We start from the raw sequence: 15158 nt of genomic DNA, 5'->3' as shown, positions 1-15158 counted from the left end.
AAGCGCCACGCCCGCGCTCGGGACCGGCGGGCGGGCCCGCCGCCTAGTGATCTCCGCCGCCCGCGGCCTCGGAGGAATACCCGTAGGTGTTGGCGCGATAGCCGTAGTACTGCGGCAGGATCTCGCCCACGTCGTTGAGCAGGACGCCGAGCAGGTTTTCCCGCGCCTCGCGCTGAACCTTGACACCGTACTCGGCCGCCTTGCGCACCGTGCTGCCGGCCTTGATCACGTACAGCACGCCTTCCACCGCGCGGCCGAGGATCAGCGCGTCGGGCACGGCGAGATTCGGCGCCGCGTCGATCAGCACCAGCGGATAGCGCGAGCTCGCCTCCTCGAGGAACCATTCGACGCTGGCGGTGTCGATCAGCTCCGAGGCCGGCCGCTCGCTACGTCCGGCCGGGAGGAAGTCGAGCCCCGGCTGCACGGTGGCGCGGATGAATCGCTCGTCGAAATTCCGATGCTGGAGCATCTGCGCCAGCCCCCAGCTCGCGCCCGGCAGGCCGAGAGCGCGATGGAGCGAGGGGCTCCGCAGATCGAAGTCCACGAGCAGGATCTTCTCGCGCAGCTCGCGGGCCAGAGTCAGCGCCAGGCACGCCGTGCTGGTGGTCTTGCCCTCGCCGCGCGTCGCGCTGGTCACCGCGATGGTGCGCGGCAGCGATCGGCCGCGCGTGCGCGCCAGATTGAGATAGATGCGGCGGAACTCCAGGCCGAGTGGACTCTCGACCTTGAGACGATGCAGCAATCCGCGATCGCGCGCCGGCGTGGCCGGAGCGACGCCGGGCGTCGCCGGAGTGCCGCGCGAACGCCGCGAGGAGCGCTGCAGCTCCTCGACCCGGGGGATCGCGCCCACCACCGGCAGACCCAGCAGGCTCTCCACTTCCTCGGCGTTCTTCATGGACTGGTCGTGCTGCTCGACGAACAGGATCGAGCCCACGCCGATCAGGCCGCCGACCAGGAACGAGAGGAGGATCAGTACCGGACGATTCGGCTTGCCCGGAGTGCGCGGCAGGTTGGCCGGCTCCAGCACCTCGAAATGGCCGCTGACCTTGGCGTTCTGGAACGCCTCCGAGATCTGCGCCGCCGCCGACTGCTGCAGGAACGAGTTGTAGAGCGCGCGCGCGTTGTCGGCCTCCTCCTGCAGGTGCGCGATCGCCAGGTCCTGATCGGGTCCAGAGACCGTGCGTTTCTCGTAGGTGTCGATCTCGTCCTTCAGAAAGTCGCGACGCGACTGTCGCGCCTCGACGTCGCCCTGGGCGAGGCGATAACGGACCAGCAGATCGCGCGAGTCCGGCCCGAGCGTGGGCAGCGCGCGCGCGGCGTTGTTGGTGAGCTCGGTCTCGAGCTCGGCGACCTTGCGGCTGATGTCGAGCCGCGCCGAGGCGCCGCCGTCCGAGGTGGGGCCGAGCTGCACCGTCGCCAGCTGCCTCTCGAGTGAGGCGATCTGCGCGACCAGCCGCGTGGCATTGGCGCTCGAGAGCTGGGCCGGGTCGTTCTCCCGAATCTCGCTCGGGAACTGCCCCTTCAGGCGCGCGGCCAGCTGCTTCTGCTCATCGACCTCGGAATTGGCCTGGTCGAGCAGCGAGCGGGCGAGCTGGAGATTCGATGCCGTGACGACGCCGCCGGTGAGCGTGGTGGCCACGTTCGCGCGACGCGCGGCCTCGAGCTTCGACTCGGCCTCGTCGAGCCGCCGACGATAGATCTGCTGCTGCTCGACGCTGAACTCCTGAGTGGCGCGCACCGCCTCGAGCTGCGCCGCCTTGGAGGACAGCACGAACTGATCGGCGACTCCCTCGGCCAGCTTGCGGGCGCGCGGGGCGCTGTAGTCACCGACCGTCACGACGAAGATGTTCCCACGCTGGCGGCGAATGGTGATGGCTTCCCGCAGGTAATCGATCAGGAACGATTCGATCGATTCGTCCTCCGAGGCGCCGGGAATGTGTCCACCCTGTTTGAGCGCCCACGCTCTCGTCGCCGGATCGCTCTTCAGGCCGGCGGCGGTGATGACGCTGCGCAGGAACAGGCTGCTCTGCACCTCGTCACGCATCACCTCGGCCTGCTGGTCGGAATTGTCGCCGCCCCCGACCATGCCGCCGAGCGGCCCCGACAGCTGGGTCGCCTTCTCGAGCAGCATGGTGGTCGAGCTGAAGTACACGGGTTTGAGCAGGAAGGCCGCGGCGATTCCGAGACCGAGCGCCGCGACCCACGGAATGACCAGCAGCCAGCGGCGGCGCGACGCCACTCGCAGCAGCTCGTGGTAGTCAAAGCTCGATCTCGAGGCGGGTGCGGCTTCGTTCGTCATCGATGCACGTTTCCGTTCAGCAGCTCGACGGCCAGCGCGACGTTGAGGATGTTGAGCGTGATCGGGAGAATGGTGACGAACGCCGCCCAGATCGGATTGGTGTGCCTGGAGGTCACGAACACGACCTCGCCGGGCTTGACCAGCACCGGTTTCCCGCCCGAAATCCACGCCGCGGTGTCGAGATCGTACACCCTCACCTGGGAGCCCTGGTCGGCCTGGGTGATGATGCGGACCTTCTTCAGATTGGCGTTGGGAGTGAATCCGCCCGCCTGCGCCATCAGCACCCACAGATCGAGGCCCGAGCCGGCCGGATAGAGTCCGGGCTTCATCACCTCGCCCATGATCGAGATCGCGTCGCCCGGGCCGCCCGAGTAGGCGCCCCCGCCCGAGGTGTTGACCACCACCGTGTCGCCGGGCTTCAGCTCCGGAAGGTCGGTCCCGATCCCGCTCTGCAGCGCGGTGGCCACGTCCGCGTTGATGACGCGACGGGACTCGCCCTCGCGGCGGAGGATCTGCACCCGCGAAAGATCCGCTCCGGCGACCGCCCCGCCCGCCTGGCTGAGCAGGTCCACCAGCCCGGGCATGGTCTCGAATCCATAGCGGCCCGGTCGGTTGACCGCCCCCACCACGTACACGCTGCGGCTCAGGAACTGGGTGATGGTCACCGTGCAGGTGGTGGTCTGGCGCAGGTAGCTCGAGAGGCGGTCCGCCAGCCGGTCTCCCAGCTGCTTGGCGGTCAGCCCACCCGCCTTCACCTGGCCGATCGGGGCGAAGGTGATGTTGCCATCGGCGCCCACCGGCAGGGTCTTGTCGAGCTCCGGATGGAGCCAGACCGAAACCTGCACCACGTCCTCCGGACCGAGGATGTACTCCTCGGCTCGAGCCGGAATGACCAGCGCGACCATGGCGATCAGCGCCGGCCACCACCGCCACGCGGCTCTGCGGCTTCGCCTCATTGGGTCACTCCTTTGACCGCGGCGCCCGCCGCGATTCTTCCCTGCGGGGCTGGCGAGAGCCGGCGAGGGTTCTGCCAGACCACCCGAACCGTGCGCAACAGGGTACGCAGGTCGAGCAGCAGCGTACGGTGATCAATGTAATACAGATCGTACTGGACCCGGCGGGCCACGCCATCGGCATCCGAGTCCGAGCACAGCGACACCTGCGCGAGCCCGGTCACGCCGGGCAGCACGCTGAAGCGACGGTCGTAGTCGGGAACCACCCCGGCCCAGCGGAGCACGAGTTCCTCCTTCTCCGGCTTGGGGCCCACCAGGGCCATTTCGCCACGGAGAACGTTGAGCAGATAGGGGAGCTTGTCGAGTCGCCGGCGGGCGACGAACCGGCTGAGGGGCCCGAGATCGTTGCGGAATCGCGCGCAGCGGATGGGCGCGCCCAGCAGGTCCTGCGTACGACGCTCGATGCTGCGTCGATCGATGGCGGTGTCGCGGCGAAGCGCGCGGCGCTGCCCGCGCCGGCGCGACATGCCGATGCGCGTCTCGTGGTTCAGCACCTCGCGATGGCCGCGCTGCCGCGCCTCGAACACCAGCAGCGCCCACAGCGGAGCGGCGGCAACCAGCAGCACGCCGGCGAAGGTGGCTTCCGCGACGCGACGCGCCAGTTCTCCCCAGTCGCGCTCGGAGGCGGCCGAGCGGTCGGGCTGAGGCGCACCCGGCAGCTCGACGACCGGCGCCGCCGCTTCCGAGGGCAGCACCGGCGAGAGCTGTGGTTCGACGTACTCGGGGACGAGGCGATGGAGCTGGTGCTTGATGGGCTCGGCCGCGCCGCGGCGCGCCAGCGCGATCAGTTCGTTGACCTCCTGGTTCAGCTCGTCCTCGCGGCGGGCGTCGAGCTCCCAGACCAGAATGCGCTCGTGACGCGTGATGCGGGTGCGCTCGGCGTCGGAGTGCAGCTCTTCGTAGAGCTTCTCGCCCGGCCGGAGGCCGGTGAAGAGGATCTCGATGTCCTCGCCCTCGCGCATGCCCGACATGCGGATCAACTGTCGCGCGAGATCCACGATTCTCACCTGCTCGCCCATGTCGAGCAGCAGGACGTCGCCGCCGCGGCCCATCGCCCCCGCCTGCAGCACCAGACGCACGGCCTCGGGGATGGTCATGAAGTAGCGGCGCGCCTCCGGGTGCGTCACCGTGATCGGTCCGCCGCGCGCGATCTGTTTCTGGAACAGCGGAATCACCGAGCCGTCGCTGCCCAGCACGTTGCCGAAGCGCACCGCGACGAAACGCGTGCGGCTCCGCTGCGAGCGGCTCTGCAGAATCATCTCGCAGACCCGCTTGGAGGCGCCCATGACGCTGGTCGGATTCACGGCCTTGTCGGTGGAGATCAACACGAACTTGACCACGCCGTTCTGATCCGCGGCTTCGACCAGATTGCGGGTGCCGAGAATGTTGTTGAGCACCGCCTCGCGAGGGTTGGCCTCGAGCAGCGGCACGTGCTTGTGCGCGGCGGCGTGGAACACGACGTGCGGGCGGAAGCGGTGGAACGCGAGCTCGACGCCGGCCGCGTCCTGGATGTCCGCGACCACCGGATGAATGCGCAGCGCGGGGTGCTGCGCGACCAGCTCGTGGTGCACGTAGTAAAGCCCGTTCTCGGCGTGATCGAGCAGCACGATCTCGGCGGGCTCGAAACCCGCCACCTGGCGCGCCAGCTCGGAGCCGATCGAGCCGCCCGCCCCGGTCACCATCACGCGCTGGCCGCGCAGGAAGTCCGCCAGCTCGCCGAGGTTGAGCTGTACCGGCTGGCGGCCGAGCAGGTCCTCGATCCGCATGTCGCGCATCTGAGACAGCGTGGTGCGGCCGTGCTGGAGATCGGAGAGGCCCGGCAGGGTCTTGATGCGGATGTTCGCCTCGGCGCAGAAGCGCGCGATCTCGCGGACCACCTTGGCCGGCATGTCGGCGTCGGAGACGACCACCATCTCGGCGCGCGCTTCCTGAATCGCGCGCGACAGGTCGGCGATCGTGCCGCGCACCTTGATCCCCTCGACCAGGCCGCCGGTGAGCCGCGGATCCTCGTCGATGAATCCGACCGGCACCAGGTGGTCGGGCCCCTCGGCGGTGCGGCGCATTTCCTGGATGAGATGAACGCCGGTGGGGTCCGCGCCGACCACCAGCGTGCGCACGGCGCGCGAGCTGCTGATCGGTCCGAGCACGCGCTCGCGCGACAGGCGCCAGGCAAACCGCATCGCGCCCAGGATGACGATCTGCCAGACCCACATCATCGGGATGACGCTGCGCGGGAACGATGGATCGCGGCTGAACAGGTCGATCATGAACAGCGCGAGCGCCGAGAGCGTGGCGCCTTTGAAGACCTGGAAGAGCGTCACGGTGCTCGCGTACCGCCAGAGCCCGTGGTAGAGCCCCGACACGCGGTAGCCGATCAGCGACAGCAGCGTGAACCACGGCGCGACCTGGAGCCAGCCGTGCCAGTAGCGCGCCGGAATGCTGCCCTCGAAGCGGAGCAACAGCGCGATCAAGAAGCAGGCGTTCACCACCAGGGCGTAGCCCAGGGTGAGCAGGAAGAATCTCGGGGTTTGCCTGAGGCCCACGCGCGTCCTCGACGACGCCGGACGCCGGGTTCGCTTGGGGGCCAAATCGGAATTCCCGCTCAAAGAGGGGTCCTTCCCCTCGGGCGGGTCGAACGGGCCCTGACCGGTACGTACGGTGTCGTAGGGACTCCTGCGAGGTTCGTGCCCGAGTGATCGAGGCAGCCCGGCCGGAGGAGGGAGTCGCGTCCTGAGAACCGGCCGGCCTGCCTGCGGGCGAACTTCGCGGAAGGTCCGCCCGTCATGACAAGAACTTCAAGCGTCGAAAGGGTCTGCAAGCTCGGACGAGGGCGATTGTAGGGACCCCCGAACGGGCTGTCAATGGACTGCCCCATAAAGCGTTAGCCCCGTTACGTCATGCAATTTGCGCGTCGCTGTGGCAGATTGCGCAGCGTGTCACGGCTCGCGCTCTGCGTCCCGCGAAGCTTCGGTGGACGCGAGAGTTCCGGCAGCCCCACTCGATGGAGACCTCCTCATGCCCACACCCGAACACCCGGCGCTCGACATGGACGAGCGCCTCGCCCGGCTCGAGCGCCGGGAGGAGCGCTGGGCCGGAATCGTCATCCTGCTGATCCTGCTCGCGGTGCTCGAGGTCGCTCAACGTATTCTGCCCGGCACCGGCGAATACTCGGCGCGCCGCATCGTGCTGCGCGAGCCCGGGCAGCCGCCACGCGCCGAATGGTCGCTGTGGGCGGACGGCACTCCGGCGTTCCGTCTCAACGACGACCGCGGAAAGGCGCGCGCGCTGTGGGCGCTGCGTCGCGACGGAACGCTCAGCCTGCGCATGCTCGACACCCTGTACACGCGCCGCGTCGAGCTGGCGGTGCTGCCCGAGGGAACGCCGCGCCTGTCGCTATTCGGCGCCGACGGCCGCAGTCGCGCGAGCCTCTGGGTTGACGAGAACGACATCCCCCGGCTTCGCACCCTCGATCATCCGGAGAAGTGAAGAAGTGAGCGGAACGAACGCGTGAATCCGTCTCAACGACGGAACCCGCCGGGGCGAAGGAGCCCGGCGGGTTCGCGGCGTGCTGCAAATGGTAGCGCTACGGGGATTCGAACCCCGGTCTGATGGCTGAGAACCACCTGTCCTGGACCCCTAGACGATAGCGCCTCGATTGTCTGGGTGGCGAGCCGCGTCGGCCGCTGCGATGCGAGGTGGCTGCCCGGCAAGGATTCGAACCTCGACTAACTGGTCCAGAGCCAGTCGTGCTACCGTTACACCACCGGGCAGCAGAAACGGCCCGGGAATCTAGCAAAGGCCTCCGGACCCAGCAAGACCGGCGGCCTGTTTCGTTGCCTGGCGCGGGGCCCGCGGATCGCGCTCACGCGCTCGAACCGGCGCGCGCTTCGCTCCATCCTCGCGCCGCCGAGCGGAGTCGCGCCAGACAGCGATCGCGCCCCAACAGCCACATCACCTCGAAGATTCCGGGACTCACCTTCTTCCCGGTGAGCGCCACGCGCGCGATCCCGATCAGCTCGCCGGCCTTGAGGCCGAGCTCGGCGGCGAGCGAGCGCGTCACGCGCTCGGTCTCGGCGAGCGAGAACTCGGCCAGCGCCTCGAGCCGCGAGGCGAGGGATTCGAGACGCGGCCCGACCTCGTCCTTGCCGATCAGCTCGGACCATGCCGTGGGATCCATTTCCAGCTCTTCACGCAGCGCGAATGCGCCGTAACGTTCGGCGTCGGCCAGGGTCTTCAAGCGGTCGCCGATCGAGCCGATCAGCGTCGCCTTCCACTCCGCGGCGCGACCGCTCAGATCGTAACCATGTCGCTCGAGCCAATCGACCGCGAGACGCGTGCGTTCGTCGACACTCATCTGCTTCAGGTACTGTCCGTTCATCCATTCGAGTTTCTCGAGATTGAAGATCGCGGGATTCGTGCCCACCCGCTCGAGCGAGAACACGCGCTCGAGCTCGCCCAGGGTGAACAGCTCGCGCTGTCCGTCGTAGGACCAGCCGAGCAGCGCCAGGAAGTTGACCAGGGCCGGAGCCACGTAACCCAGCTCGCCGAACGCCTCGACCGAGGTCGCGCCGTGGCGCTTCGACAACCGTGAGCCGTCGTGGCCGAGGATCATCGGGACGTGCGCGAAGACCGGCGTCGGCCAGCCGAACGCCCGATACAGCAGGATCTGCCGCGGCGTGTTGGAGATGTGATCGTCGCCGCGGATCACGTGACTGATCTCCATTTCGTGGTCATCGACCACGCACGCGAAATTGTAGGTGGGGCCGCCGTCCGAGCGCAGCAGCACGAAATCGTCGAGCACCTCGTTCTGGAACGCGACTCGCCCGCGCACCACGTCGTCCCAGCCCGTCTCCCCCGACGCGTCGAGCGCGAATCGAAGCGCCGACTTGCGGCCGGCCGCCCGCTGCGCCGCTCGCGCCGCGGCATCCAGCCCGCGGCAGCGGCCGTCGTAACGGGGCGGCTCGCCGCGCTCGAGCTGGCGCTGGCGGCGCGCTTCGAGCTCTTCCGGCGTGCAGAAGCAGGGATAGGCGCGCCCGGCTTCGAGCAGCGCGTCGGCGTGCCGGCGGTAGTACGCGGCGCGTTCCGATTGGAGGTAGGGGCCGTGATCGCCGCCGGCGCCGGGGCCTTCGTCCCAGCCGAGGCCGAGCCAGCGCAGACTCTGGAGAATCCCCGAGAGCGATTCGTCGGTCGAGCGAGCGACGTCGGTATCTTCGATGCGCAGGACGAAGACGCCGCCCTTCGCGCGAGCGAAGAGGTAGTTGAACAGCGCGGTGCGCGCGCCGCCCACGTGCAGGTGACCGGTCGGGCTCGGCGCGAATCGAACGCGGACGCTCATCGAATGTCCCCGGGATAAACGCGGCGGCGCGCCACCCTAGGGGGCGCGCCGCGCGCGGTCAAGCGATGTCGAACGCGCTCACTCCATGACGACGAGCTTGTGTGCGCGCTCTTCCGAGCCGAGGCGGAAGCGGGCGAAGTAGACGCCGGTGCGCGAAACCGAGCCGGCGTCGGAGCGCAGGTCCCAACGTGCGGTGAAACGGCCGGCCTTGGCGGGCCCCGAAGCCAGAGTGCGCACGCGGCGGCCGCTCAAGTCGTAGATCGAGAGGTCGAGCGACTGGCCGGCCCGATCCGACGGAATCGCGTAGTCGAACCGCGTCCCGGTGCGCGCCGGATTGGGCGCCGGGATCGCGAACTCCACCGCCGCGGGCGCCGCACTCGCGGGATCGTTCACACCGGTCAGGATCGGAGTGGTGGCGAGCCCGGTGCGCCGCGCGTCGTGATGGAACTGCGGCCATGGCGGAACGTGTCCCGGCGAGAACTGGAAGTCGTAGTCCCAGACGTGCAGCAGCTTGTCCCAGCCGGCCAGCACGATCTCGGTCTTGCCGTCGCCGTCGCAGTCGCACACCGCTGGCGTGCCGCGGATCTCGCCCCCCAGCACGATCGGGAAGCCCGGCAGCATCTGCCCGTTGTTCCCCAGCGCGGCGAGGGTCTGGTCCTCCCCGCCCATGATCACGTCGGGCAGGCCGTCGCCGTTGATGTCGGCGACCACCGGGCTGCTCTCGGAAGCACCGTTGGTGAGGGAGCTGTAGCGGATGTTCGACCACGGGAACACCAGACCGCCGTTGCGATCGACGACATAGATGCCGCCGTTGGTCGAAGCAGCCACGATGTCGAGGAAGCCATCCCCGTTCATGTCGGCCAGCGCCGGCGATGGGCTCTTGCTGCTGCCCGAGGCCTTGAAGAAGAACGGGAAGCCCGGCCGGATCGAGCCGTTGGGCTCCACCACGTACATTTGATTGCCGGTGGTCGGCACCACCATCTCGAGCTGGGTGTCGCCGGGCCCATCGAGCGGTCCGACCGCCACCGAGGCCGTGATGCCCGCGCCCAGGTTGACCGGGAAGCCGGGCAGATTGTTGCCGAAGCGATCCCACACGTAGAGGTTGCCGTCGGTGCTGCCGTAGATGATTTCCGGATAGCCGTCGCCGTTGATGTCGGCGATCGCCGGGGTGCCGTAGTTGTAGGGCTGGCCCAGCACCTTGAAGATGCCGGTGGTGGCCGGATTTCCATCGCCGTTCAGCCACTCGGTGCCGTTGGCCTTCATCACGTAGAAGTTGTAGCCGTTCGACCCGAACGCCATTTCCAGCTGGCCGTCGTTGTTGAGATCGCCCACCGCCACCGACGACCAGATCGGATCGTGGAAGTGCACCGGCCAGCCGGGCTTCAATGCGCCCGCCGGCGTGAAGACGTAGAGGCTGGTGTCCGTCCAGGTCGGCGCGATGATCTCGGGAATGCCGTCACCATCCAGGTCGGCGATCGAGGGCCCGGCGGCGTAGTACTTGCCGAGCTTGGTGAAATCTCCCGAGGTCGTGCCCTGGCCGTCGGCGTCCACCGGACTGCTGCCGTCGGGATGCCAGGCGTACAGCACATCGGCGCCCGCGAAAATGTCCTGCGGATAGCCGGAATAGACGTGCTCGATCGCCACCGACGACGGCGTGGTCTGCCCCATCGGGATCGGGAAGATGGCGTGAGTCGGGGGATTGGTGCTGGCCGACGAGATCGCCGACATCCCCGATTCGTTCCCTGATGAATCGACCGCGCTCACCTTGTAGAAGTAGGGCGTGAGCGGGTTCAATCCCTCGTCGTTGTAATACGCGGTGCGCCCCGTCGGCACCGGGTTGACGCGACTGTAGGGCCCGCCGCTGGCGGTGGCGCGATAGACGTTGTAGCCGAGCAGGTCGGGAGACGAACTGAGCTGCCACTGGAGCGCGATGCTGGTCGCCGAACCCACCGCGGCCGGCTGGAGCGGCACCACCGGGATCCCCATGTCGAGGGTCTGCGTGGAAAGCAGCCCGTAGGCGTCGGAAATCCGGAGTTCGAGCTTCGCGGCCGAGCTGTTGAGATGGAACGTCACCGCGTCGCCCGACACGTCGGTCGCCGGCGCAATGTCGCCGAAGGTCGCGGTGCTGTCGAGCACGGGCGCCAGCCCATCGTAATTCCGCAGCTTGACCGTGACGCCGGGGGCGATGCCGGTTCCGGTGTTCCGGAGCACCAGGTAGTAGCTCACGGTCTCGCCCGGATCGGGAACCCCATTCGAATTCCCGCCCACGTCCAGCACGGTGTGCCGGAAATGCTCGATCTCGGGCCCATGCACCGTGATCTGGAGATTCTCGATTCGCGAATGTCCCGCACCGTCCAGCACCGTCAGCCTGAAAGGAATCTCGCGCTGATCCGGAATGCTGTAGGGCGTGCTCAAGCGGAATCCCGAGCTCGGATTGACCATCGCGCCCGACGCGATCGCCCCATAGTTCAGGGTTGGCGTCACGATCGTGACGTAGGGATCGGTGGTCGACAGGGTCGCCGTCACTGACGGGGCGGTGCTTCCGCCGTTATTGCGAAGCGGGATGTGCACGTCCGCGGTCTCGCCGCCATCCAGAATGCCGTTGCCGTTTCCGGAGGTCCCACCCGAGTTGTCGTCGTCGATCGTGAAGGTGGGATCGGCCACCAGCGGCAGCGAGCTCGCGCCGACCGTAATCGTGGCCTGATACGGCCTGCAGTTGAACGCGGTGACGGTCACCGTCATCTGGCCGAGACTGTCGGGCCGGAAGGGCACCGTGACGTTGCCCGCGCCATCGGTGGTGGCGGTCTCGAGATCCTCGTTGGCCTTGTAGAGCGTCACGCTGGCTCCGTACAGCGGCGTGGCCCCGATCTGGACGTGCACCGTGAACTGACTGTCGCTCACCGCCATGCCCGGATTGTGAGAGACGGTCAGTGTTCGCGGCTTGTTCGTCCAGATGTGCATTTCGGGATCGCCGAGCAGGAGCAGGGTGAACTGCGTCCAGCGGTTGACGCCGTCGTAGACCGAGTACGGCACGTAGGCCAGCTTCTGATCGGCCTCCGCCTCGCCGATCGAGGTGACGCTGTCGTCGAACACCAGCTGGAAGTAGGCGTCCTGATAGACGCGCCCCGCGGTCGGGAAATCGAAATTGGTGGAGCCGATGTTGCTGACCGCCCCGCCGTTGGTGGCCTTGATGAACGCCTCGCCAATGCAGGGGAAGTCGATGGCGTTCGAAGTGCAATCGATCGCGTAGAGATTGAACAGGCGGTTGCCGTTGGTCACGCTGCCGGCATCGCCATTGTCGATGGTGGCGTCGCCCACCGACATCACGTTGCGATACCCGTGACCGACGTGGACCGCCAGGTTGTAGCCGCGATCCAGCGAATCGAGCACCGCGACGCGGGTCTCGGGGAGCGCGCCGGCGCGATAGCTGGTGTCGGCGTAGTTTTCGTACATCCGGCCGAAGTGAAGCTCGGGATGGGGATCGAGATAGGGCAAGACCTCCTCCACCAGCTCGGCACCGTCGAGCGTGATGAAGTCCCCGGGATGGAAGTCCTGCGGGAACAGAACCTCGGCGAAGAACAGAATCGTGTTCTCGTAGTCGCCGACCGGAGTGCGACTGTACTGGAAGACCTTGTTGACGAACTGCTGCGCATCCGCCGGCGTGCTGGCCGGCGCCCGTCCCACGAACACGTCGGGCAGTAGGTCGCAGCTGTCGCCGGGCGTGTCCGACGAGAAATACCCCTCGCCGTAGATGCTGTCGCCGTCGGCATTCCAGTTGCCGTCGAGACACGCGAAGTAGAGATCGGTCGCGATGTAGTTGCCGCCATAGAACGTGGTGTAGCCATAACGAGTCGGCAGCACGTCGGTGTCGCCGCCGAGCAGCACCCACTTCGTTCCCCAGCGCGAATAGGCGTCACGAATGAACATCCGCATGCGTTCGGCGTCGTCGGCCGCGCCCGGATACTGCTGGCGGATGAACTCGATGGTGCGGACCACCGCGGGAATTCCCGACTGGGTCTTCCAGTCGGCCAGCTGCTGGAACTGTGCCGACATCGCCTGGTTGGTGATGATCACGTACTCGACCGGACTGCCGAGCAGCGATGGAATCTGCGTGGCCTGGAAGCGGCGCGGGTGGCCCTTGATCGGGGCCAGCGAGGTGATCGCGTTCTTGGCGAGGATCGGAGCGGACTGGCCGGGCACCGCCGCTTCCCACTCGCTCACCACGCGCTCGCGTGGAACCATGTCGGGATGCGAGTCGTCCACCAGCGTGAGCCGGACCACCATCCGGGTCACGCGTTCGAGGTGCCCGGAACTCGGCGTCCAGCGCACCGGCGAGACCCGGAGCCAGGCCTCGTGACGCCCGCGCCGGTAGCCCTGATAGCCGAGCTCGACCGGCACCTCGGGCTGAGCCTGAGCAGACGCGAACACCGCCGGGTCGGGCGCGCTGCGCACCACCGCCTGGGAGCCGGCCTGCGGAATCCGCGCGCTCTCGATCGTCACGTGCTCGGCGACCGGCTCGGTCTCGATCGAGACCAGCTCGACGCTCGCGACCTTCACGCCGGCCGGGAGATCCACGCGCTCCCCGAACCAGGGCAGATCGGGACGTCCGGCGCGCGGCTCGGGCACGGCCCCCGGCGTCACGAGCCCCACGTGGCCATCGCGGTTCTCGAGGCGCACGCGATCGGGACCAAATCGAACTTCATGCTCGAGCAGCGTGGCTCCCAGGGCGGGAGCCGTCAGTCCCCATCCTGCGAACAGGATGGTCGCGAACGCCAGACGGCGATACTTCATGGTTTGCTCCCCGGGTGTCGGATCCAAGAGCTGTAGGGTGCGCGGCCCGGTGGAGGCGCTCCCGTGGCGGCGGTCACCGGGAGGAGCATCTCAGGCTGCAGAGACCGGAACTGAGGGACGGCTGAGACTTGAGTCGGATCAAAGATAAGAGAGCGTCTGAACCCGGGTCAACGGTCTAACGCTTGACGTTTGGAACCAGCACAGGCGTTGCGCCGGAAGGCCCGAAGCGCGGGTGAAATGACACGACCGGCCCGCCTTCCCGGCTCAACCAGGCCCAGGACAGCTGCGCCAGCGGAAGCACGATGGTTTCCTCCTCGAGGCGCCGCTCCGCGTACCCCGGGCTGAAGGGCGGCGCGGCTCGCCGGGGCGCCAGCCACGGGTCGAACTCGCGGGTCCGCCAGCCGGTCCGGAAAGTCCCGACCGCCGGACCGCGCAGCGGCATGACCAGCGGCGCCAGGTTCCCGAGCGCGCCCGCGGTCAGCGCCTGGTATTCGACCAGCAAGGCCTGGGCCTGGCCGGACAAAGCCTCGTCGCGAAACGCCTGGCCGCGCAGAGGCTTCAGGTCCACGTACAGGCCATGGCGCGCCCACTCCCCCTGCAGGGTGCGCGCGAGGTCGGAGGTCGGCGCGTCGGCATCGAACGCCATGGTGATGTGGAAGGATCGGCCGAGCTTGCCGCGCTCCAGCCAGCTCTGGAGCTGGCCCAGATCCAGGTTCGGCAGCTGCGCCGGCCCGCTTCCCGGCATCCATTCGTTCACTTCGCGAGCGCCGTAGCCGGCCTGCCGTGGCAGTTCACCGCGCGGAAAACCGTGGGCGAGCGCTCGGCGCGCGGGAAGCCGAGTGGTGGGCGGCACGTCGGCGCGCATCACCAGGGCCAGCCAGCGGGAAGGCGAAGCCGGGCGGGAAACCGCGCGGTAGCCGGCGGGCGCGGGCTCGTCGAGCAGTCGGGGCGGGCAGGGCCACATGAGATCCACGTCCTTTCCGCGGAGCTGCGCGCGCGCTCGAGCGCCGCCGAGTCCGAAACGGATGGCGATGGTATCGGGCCCGGAGCCGCCATCGCCGAGCATCACGAGGCGGAGGCCGTCGGAGCGCAGCACGCGATAGGGGCCGAGCCCAATCGCGTGCGACCAGCTGTCGGCCGAGTCGCGGTGAGCCCATGCGGAACAGGCGCCGGGGACGGCCAGTCGGCCGAGCAGCATCGAGTCGGGCCGCGCGAGTTGGATCACCAGCGTCCGGGGGTCGGGCGTCTCGATCCCGAGCGCCGGCAGCGGCCGCCCGGCGCGCACCGCCTCGAGGCCGCGCACTTCCCCCAGCTCCCAGACTCGCGTCGAGTGGTCGCGCCGGGCGAGCCCGGCCTGCAGGGCTTCGCGGAAATTCCCGCTGCCGCATGGCGAGCCGTCGGTGAAGCGCAGGTCCTCGCGCAGCTCGAACGTGTAGCGCAGCCGATCGGGAGAGATGGTCAGGCGCTGCGCGGCCGAGAGCTGCGGGCGGCCGAGCGAATCCTCCTCCACCAGCGCACGGGTGAGCAGGCGCTCGATCGCGGCGCGCGCGGGGTCCCAGGGACCGTCGGGATCGAAGCTCGGCGCGGGACGGGCCATCCACCAGTGGAAGACGGTGCCAGGGCCGCTCGATCGCGAGCCGCAGCCGCCGAGCGCGAGACCAAGGAGGAGGAGCGCGAACGTCGTGAGCACGCCACCCACGGCGCACGATCTTCGCGTCGC

The 15158-nt window shown here is 68.4% G+C and carries 7 protein-coding genes and 2 tRNA genes; 1 reads left to right on the top strand and 8 read right to left on the bottom strand.

All coding sequences use genetic code 11. The features are described 5' to 3' along the window. Positions 1–43: 43 nt before the first annotated feature. From VMJ70_03725 to VMJ70_03715, 3 genes are read right to left on the bottom strand one after another with little or no spacing between them, the layout of a single operon-like run. Positions 44–2299 (bottom strand): AAA family ATPase, encoded by a 2256-nt coding sequence (locus VMJ70_03725; protein HTO90216.1) that lies wholly within the window; start codon positions 2297–2299, stop codon positions 44–46. Then, positions 2296–3255: a polysaccharide biosynthesis/export family protein gene (locus VMJ70_03720; protein ID HTO90215.1), complete on the bottom strand. Its 960-nt coding sequence runs from the start codon at positions 3253–3255 to the stop codon at positions 2296–2298. The genes VMJ70_03725 and VMJ70_03720 overlap by 4 nt, the downstream gene beginning before the upstream one ends. Continuing rightward, positions 3252–5855: a polysaccharide biosynthesis protein gene (locus tag VMJ70_03715; GenBank protein HTO90214.1), complete on the bottom strand. Its 2604-nt coding sequence runs from the start codon at positions 5853–5855 to the stop codon at positions 3252–3254. The genes VMJ70_03720 and VMJ70_03715 overlap by 4 nt, the downstream gene beginning before the upstream one ends. A gap of 472 nt (positions 5856–6327) precedes the next feature. Between VMJ70_03715 and VMJ70_03710 the strand changes: the two genes are divergently transcribed. After that, complete coding sequence (locus VMJ70_03710) at positions 6328–6798, top strand: hypothetical protein (protein ID HTO90213.1); 471 nt, start codon at positions 6328–6330, stop codon at positions 6796–6798. Between the two features lie 89 nt (positions 6799–6887). Here the strand turns inward: VMJ70_03710 and VMJ70_03705 are convergent. The 5 genes from VMJ70_03705 to VMJ70_03685 all read right to left on the bottom strand — a co-directional run bounded on the left by VMJ70_03705 (position 6888) and on the right by VMJ70_03685 (position 15128). After that, positions 6888–6963 (bottom strand) — tRNA-Glu (locus VMJ70_03705). Between the two features lie 45 nt (positions 6964–7008). Next, positions 7009–7082, bottom strand: a tRNA-Gln gene (locus tag VMJ70_03700). Positions 7083–7174: 92 nt separating this feature from the next. Then, positions 7175–8647, bottom strand: a complete 1473-nt coding sequence (gene gltX / locus VMJ70_03695) for a glutamate--tRNA ligase (GenBank protein ID HTO90212.1) — start codon at positions 8645–8647, stop codon at positions 7175–7177. Positions 8648–8725: 78 nt separating this feature from the next. Next, positions 8726–13438 (bottom strand): C25 family cysteine peptidase, encoded by a 4713-nt coding sequence (locus tag VMJ70_03690; GenBank protein HTO90211.1) that lies wholly within the window; start codon positions 13436–13438, stop codon positions 8726–8728. A gap of 175 nt (positions 13439–13613) precedes the next feature. Continuing rightward, a complete protein-coding gene (locus VMJ70_03685; GenBank protein ID HTO90210.1) occupies positions 13614–15128 on the bottom strand; it encodes an ABC transporter substrate-binding protein in 1515 nt (504 codons plus the stop codon). Positions 15129–15158 lie beyond the last annotated feature (30 nt).

Origin of the sequence: Candidatus Sulfotelmatobacter sp., from assembly GCA_035498555.1 — a bacterium.
Taxonomy (GTDB): domain Bacteria; phylum Eisenbacteria; class RBG-16-71-46; order RBG-16-71-46; family RBG-16-71-46; genus DATKAB01.
Note: the sequence above shows the minus strand (reverse complement) of the source record. Positions and strands in the feature narration are given on the sequence as shown.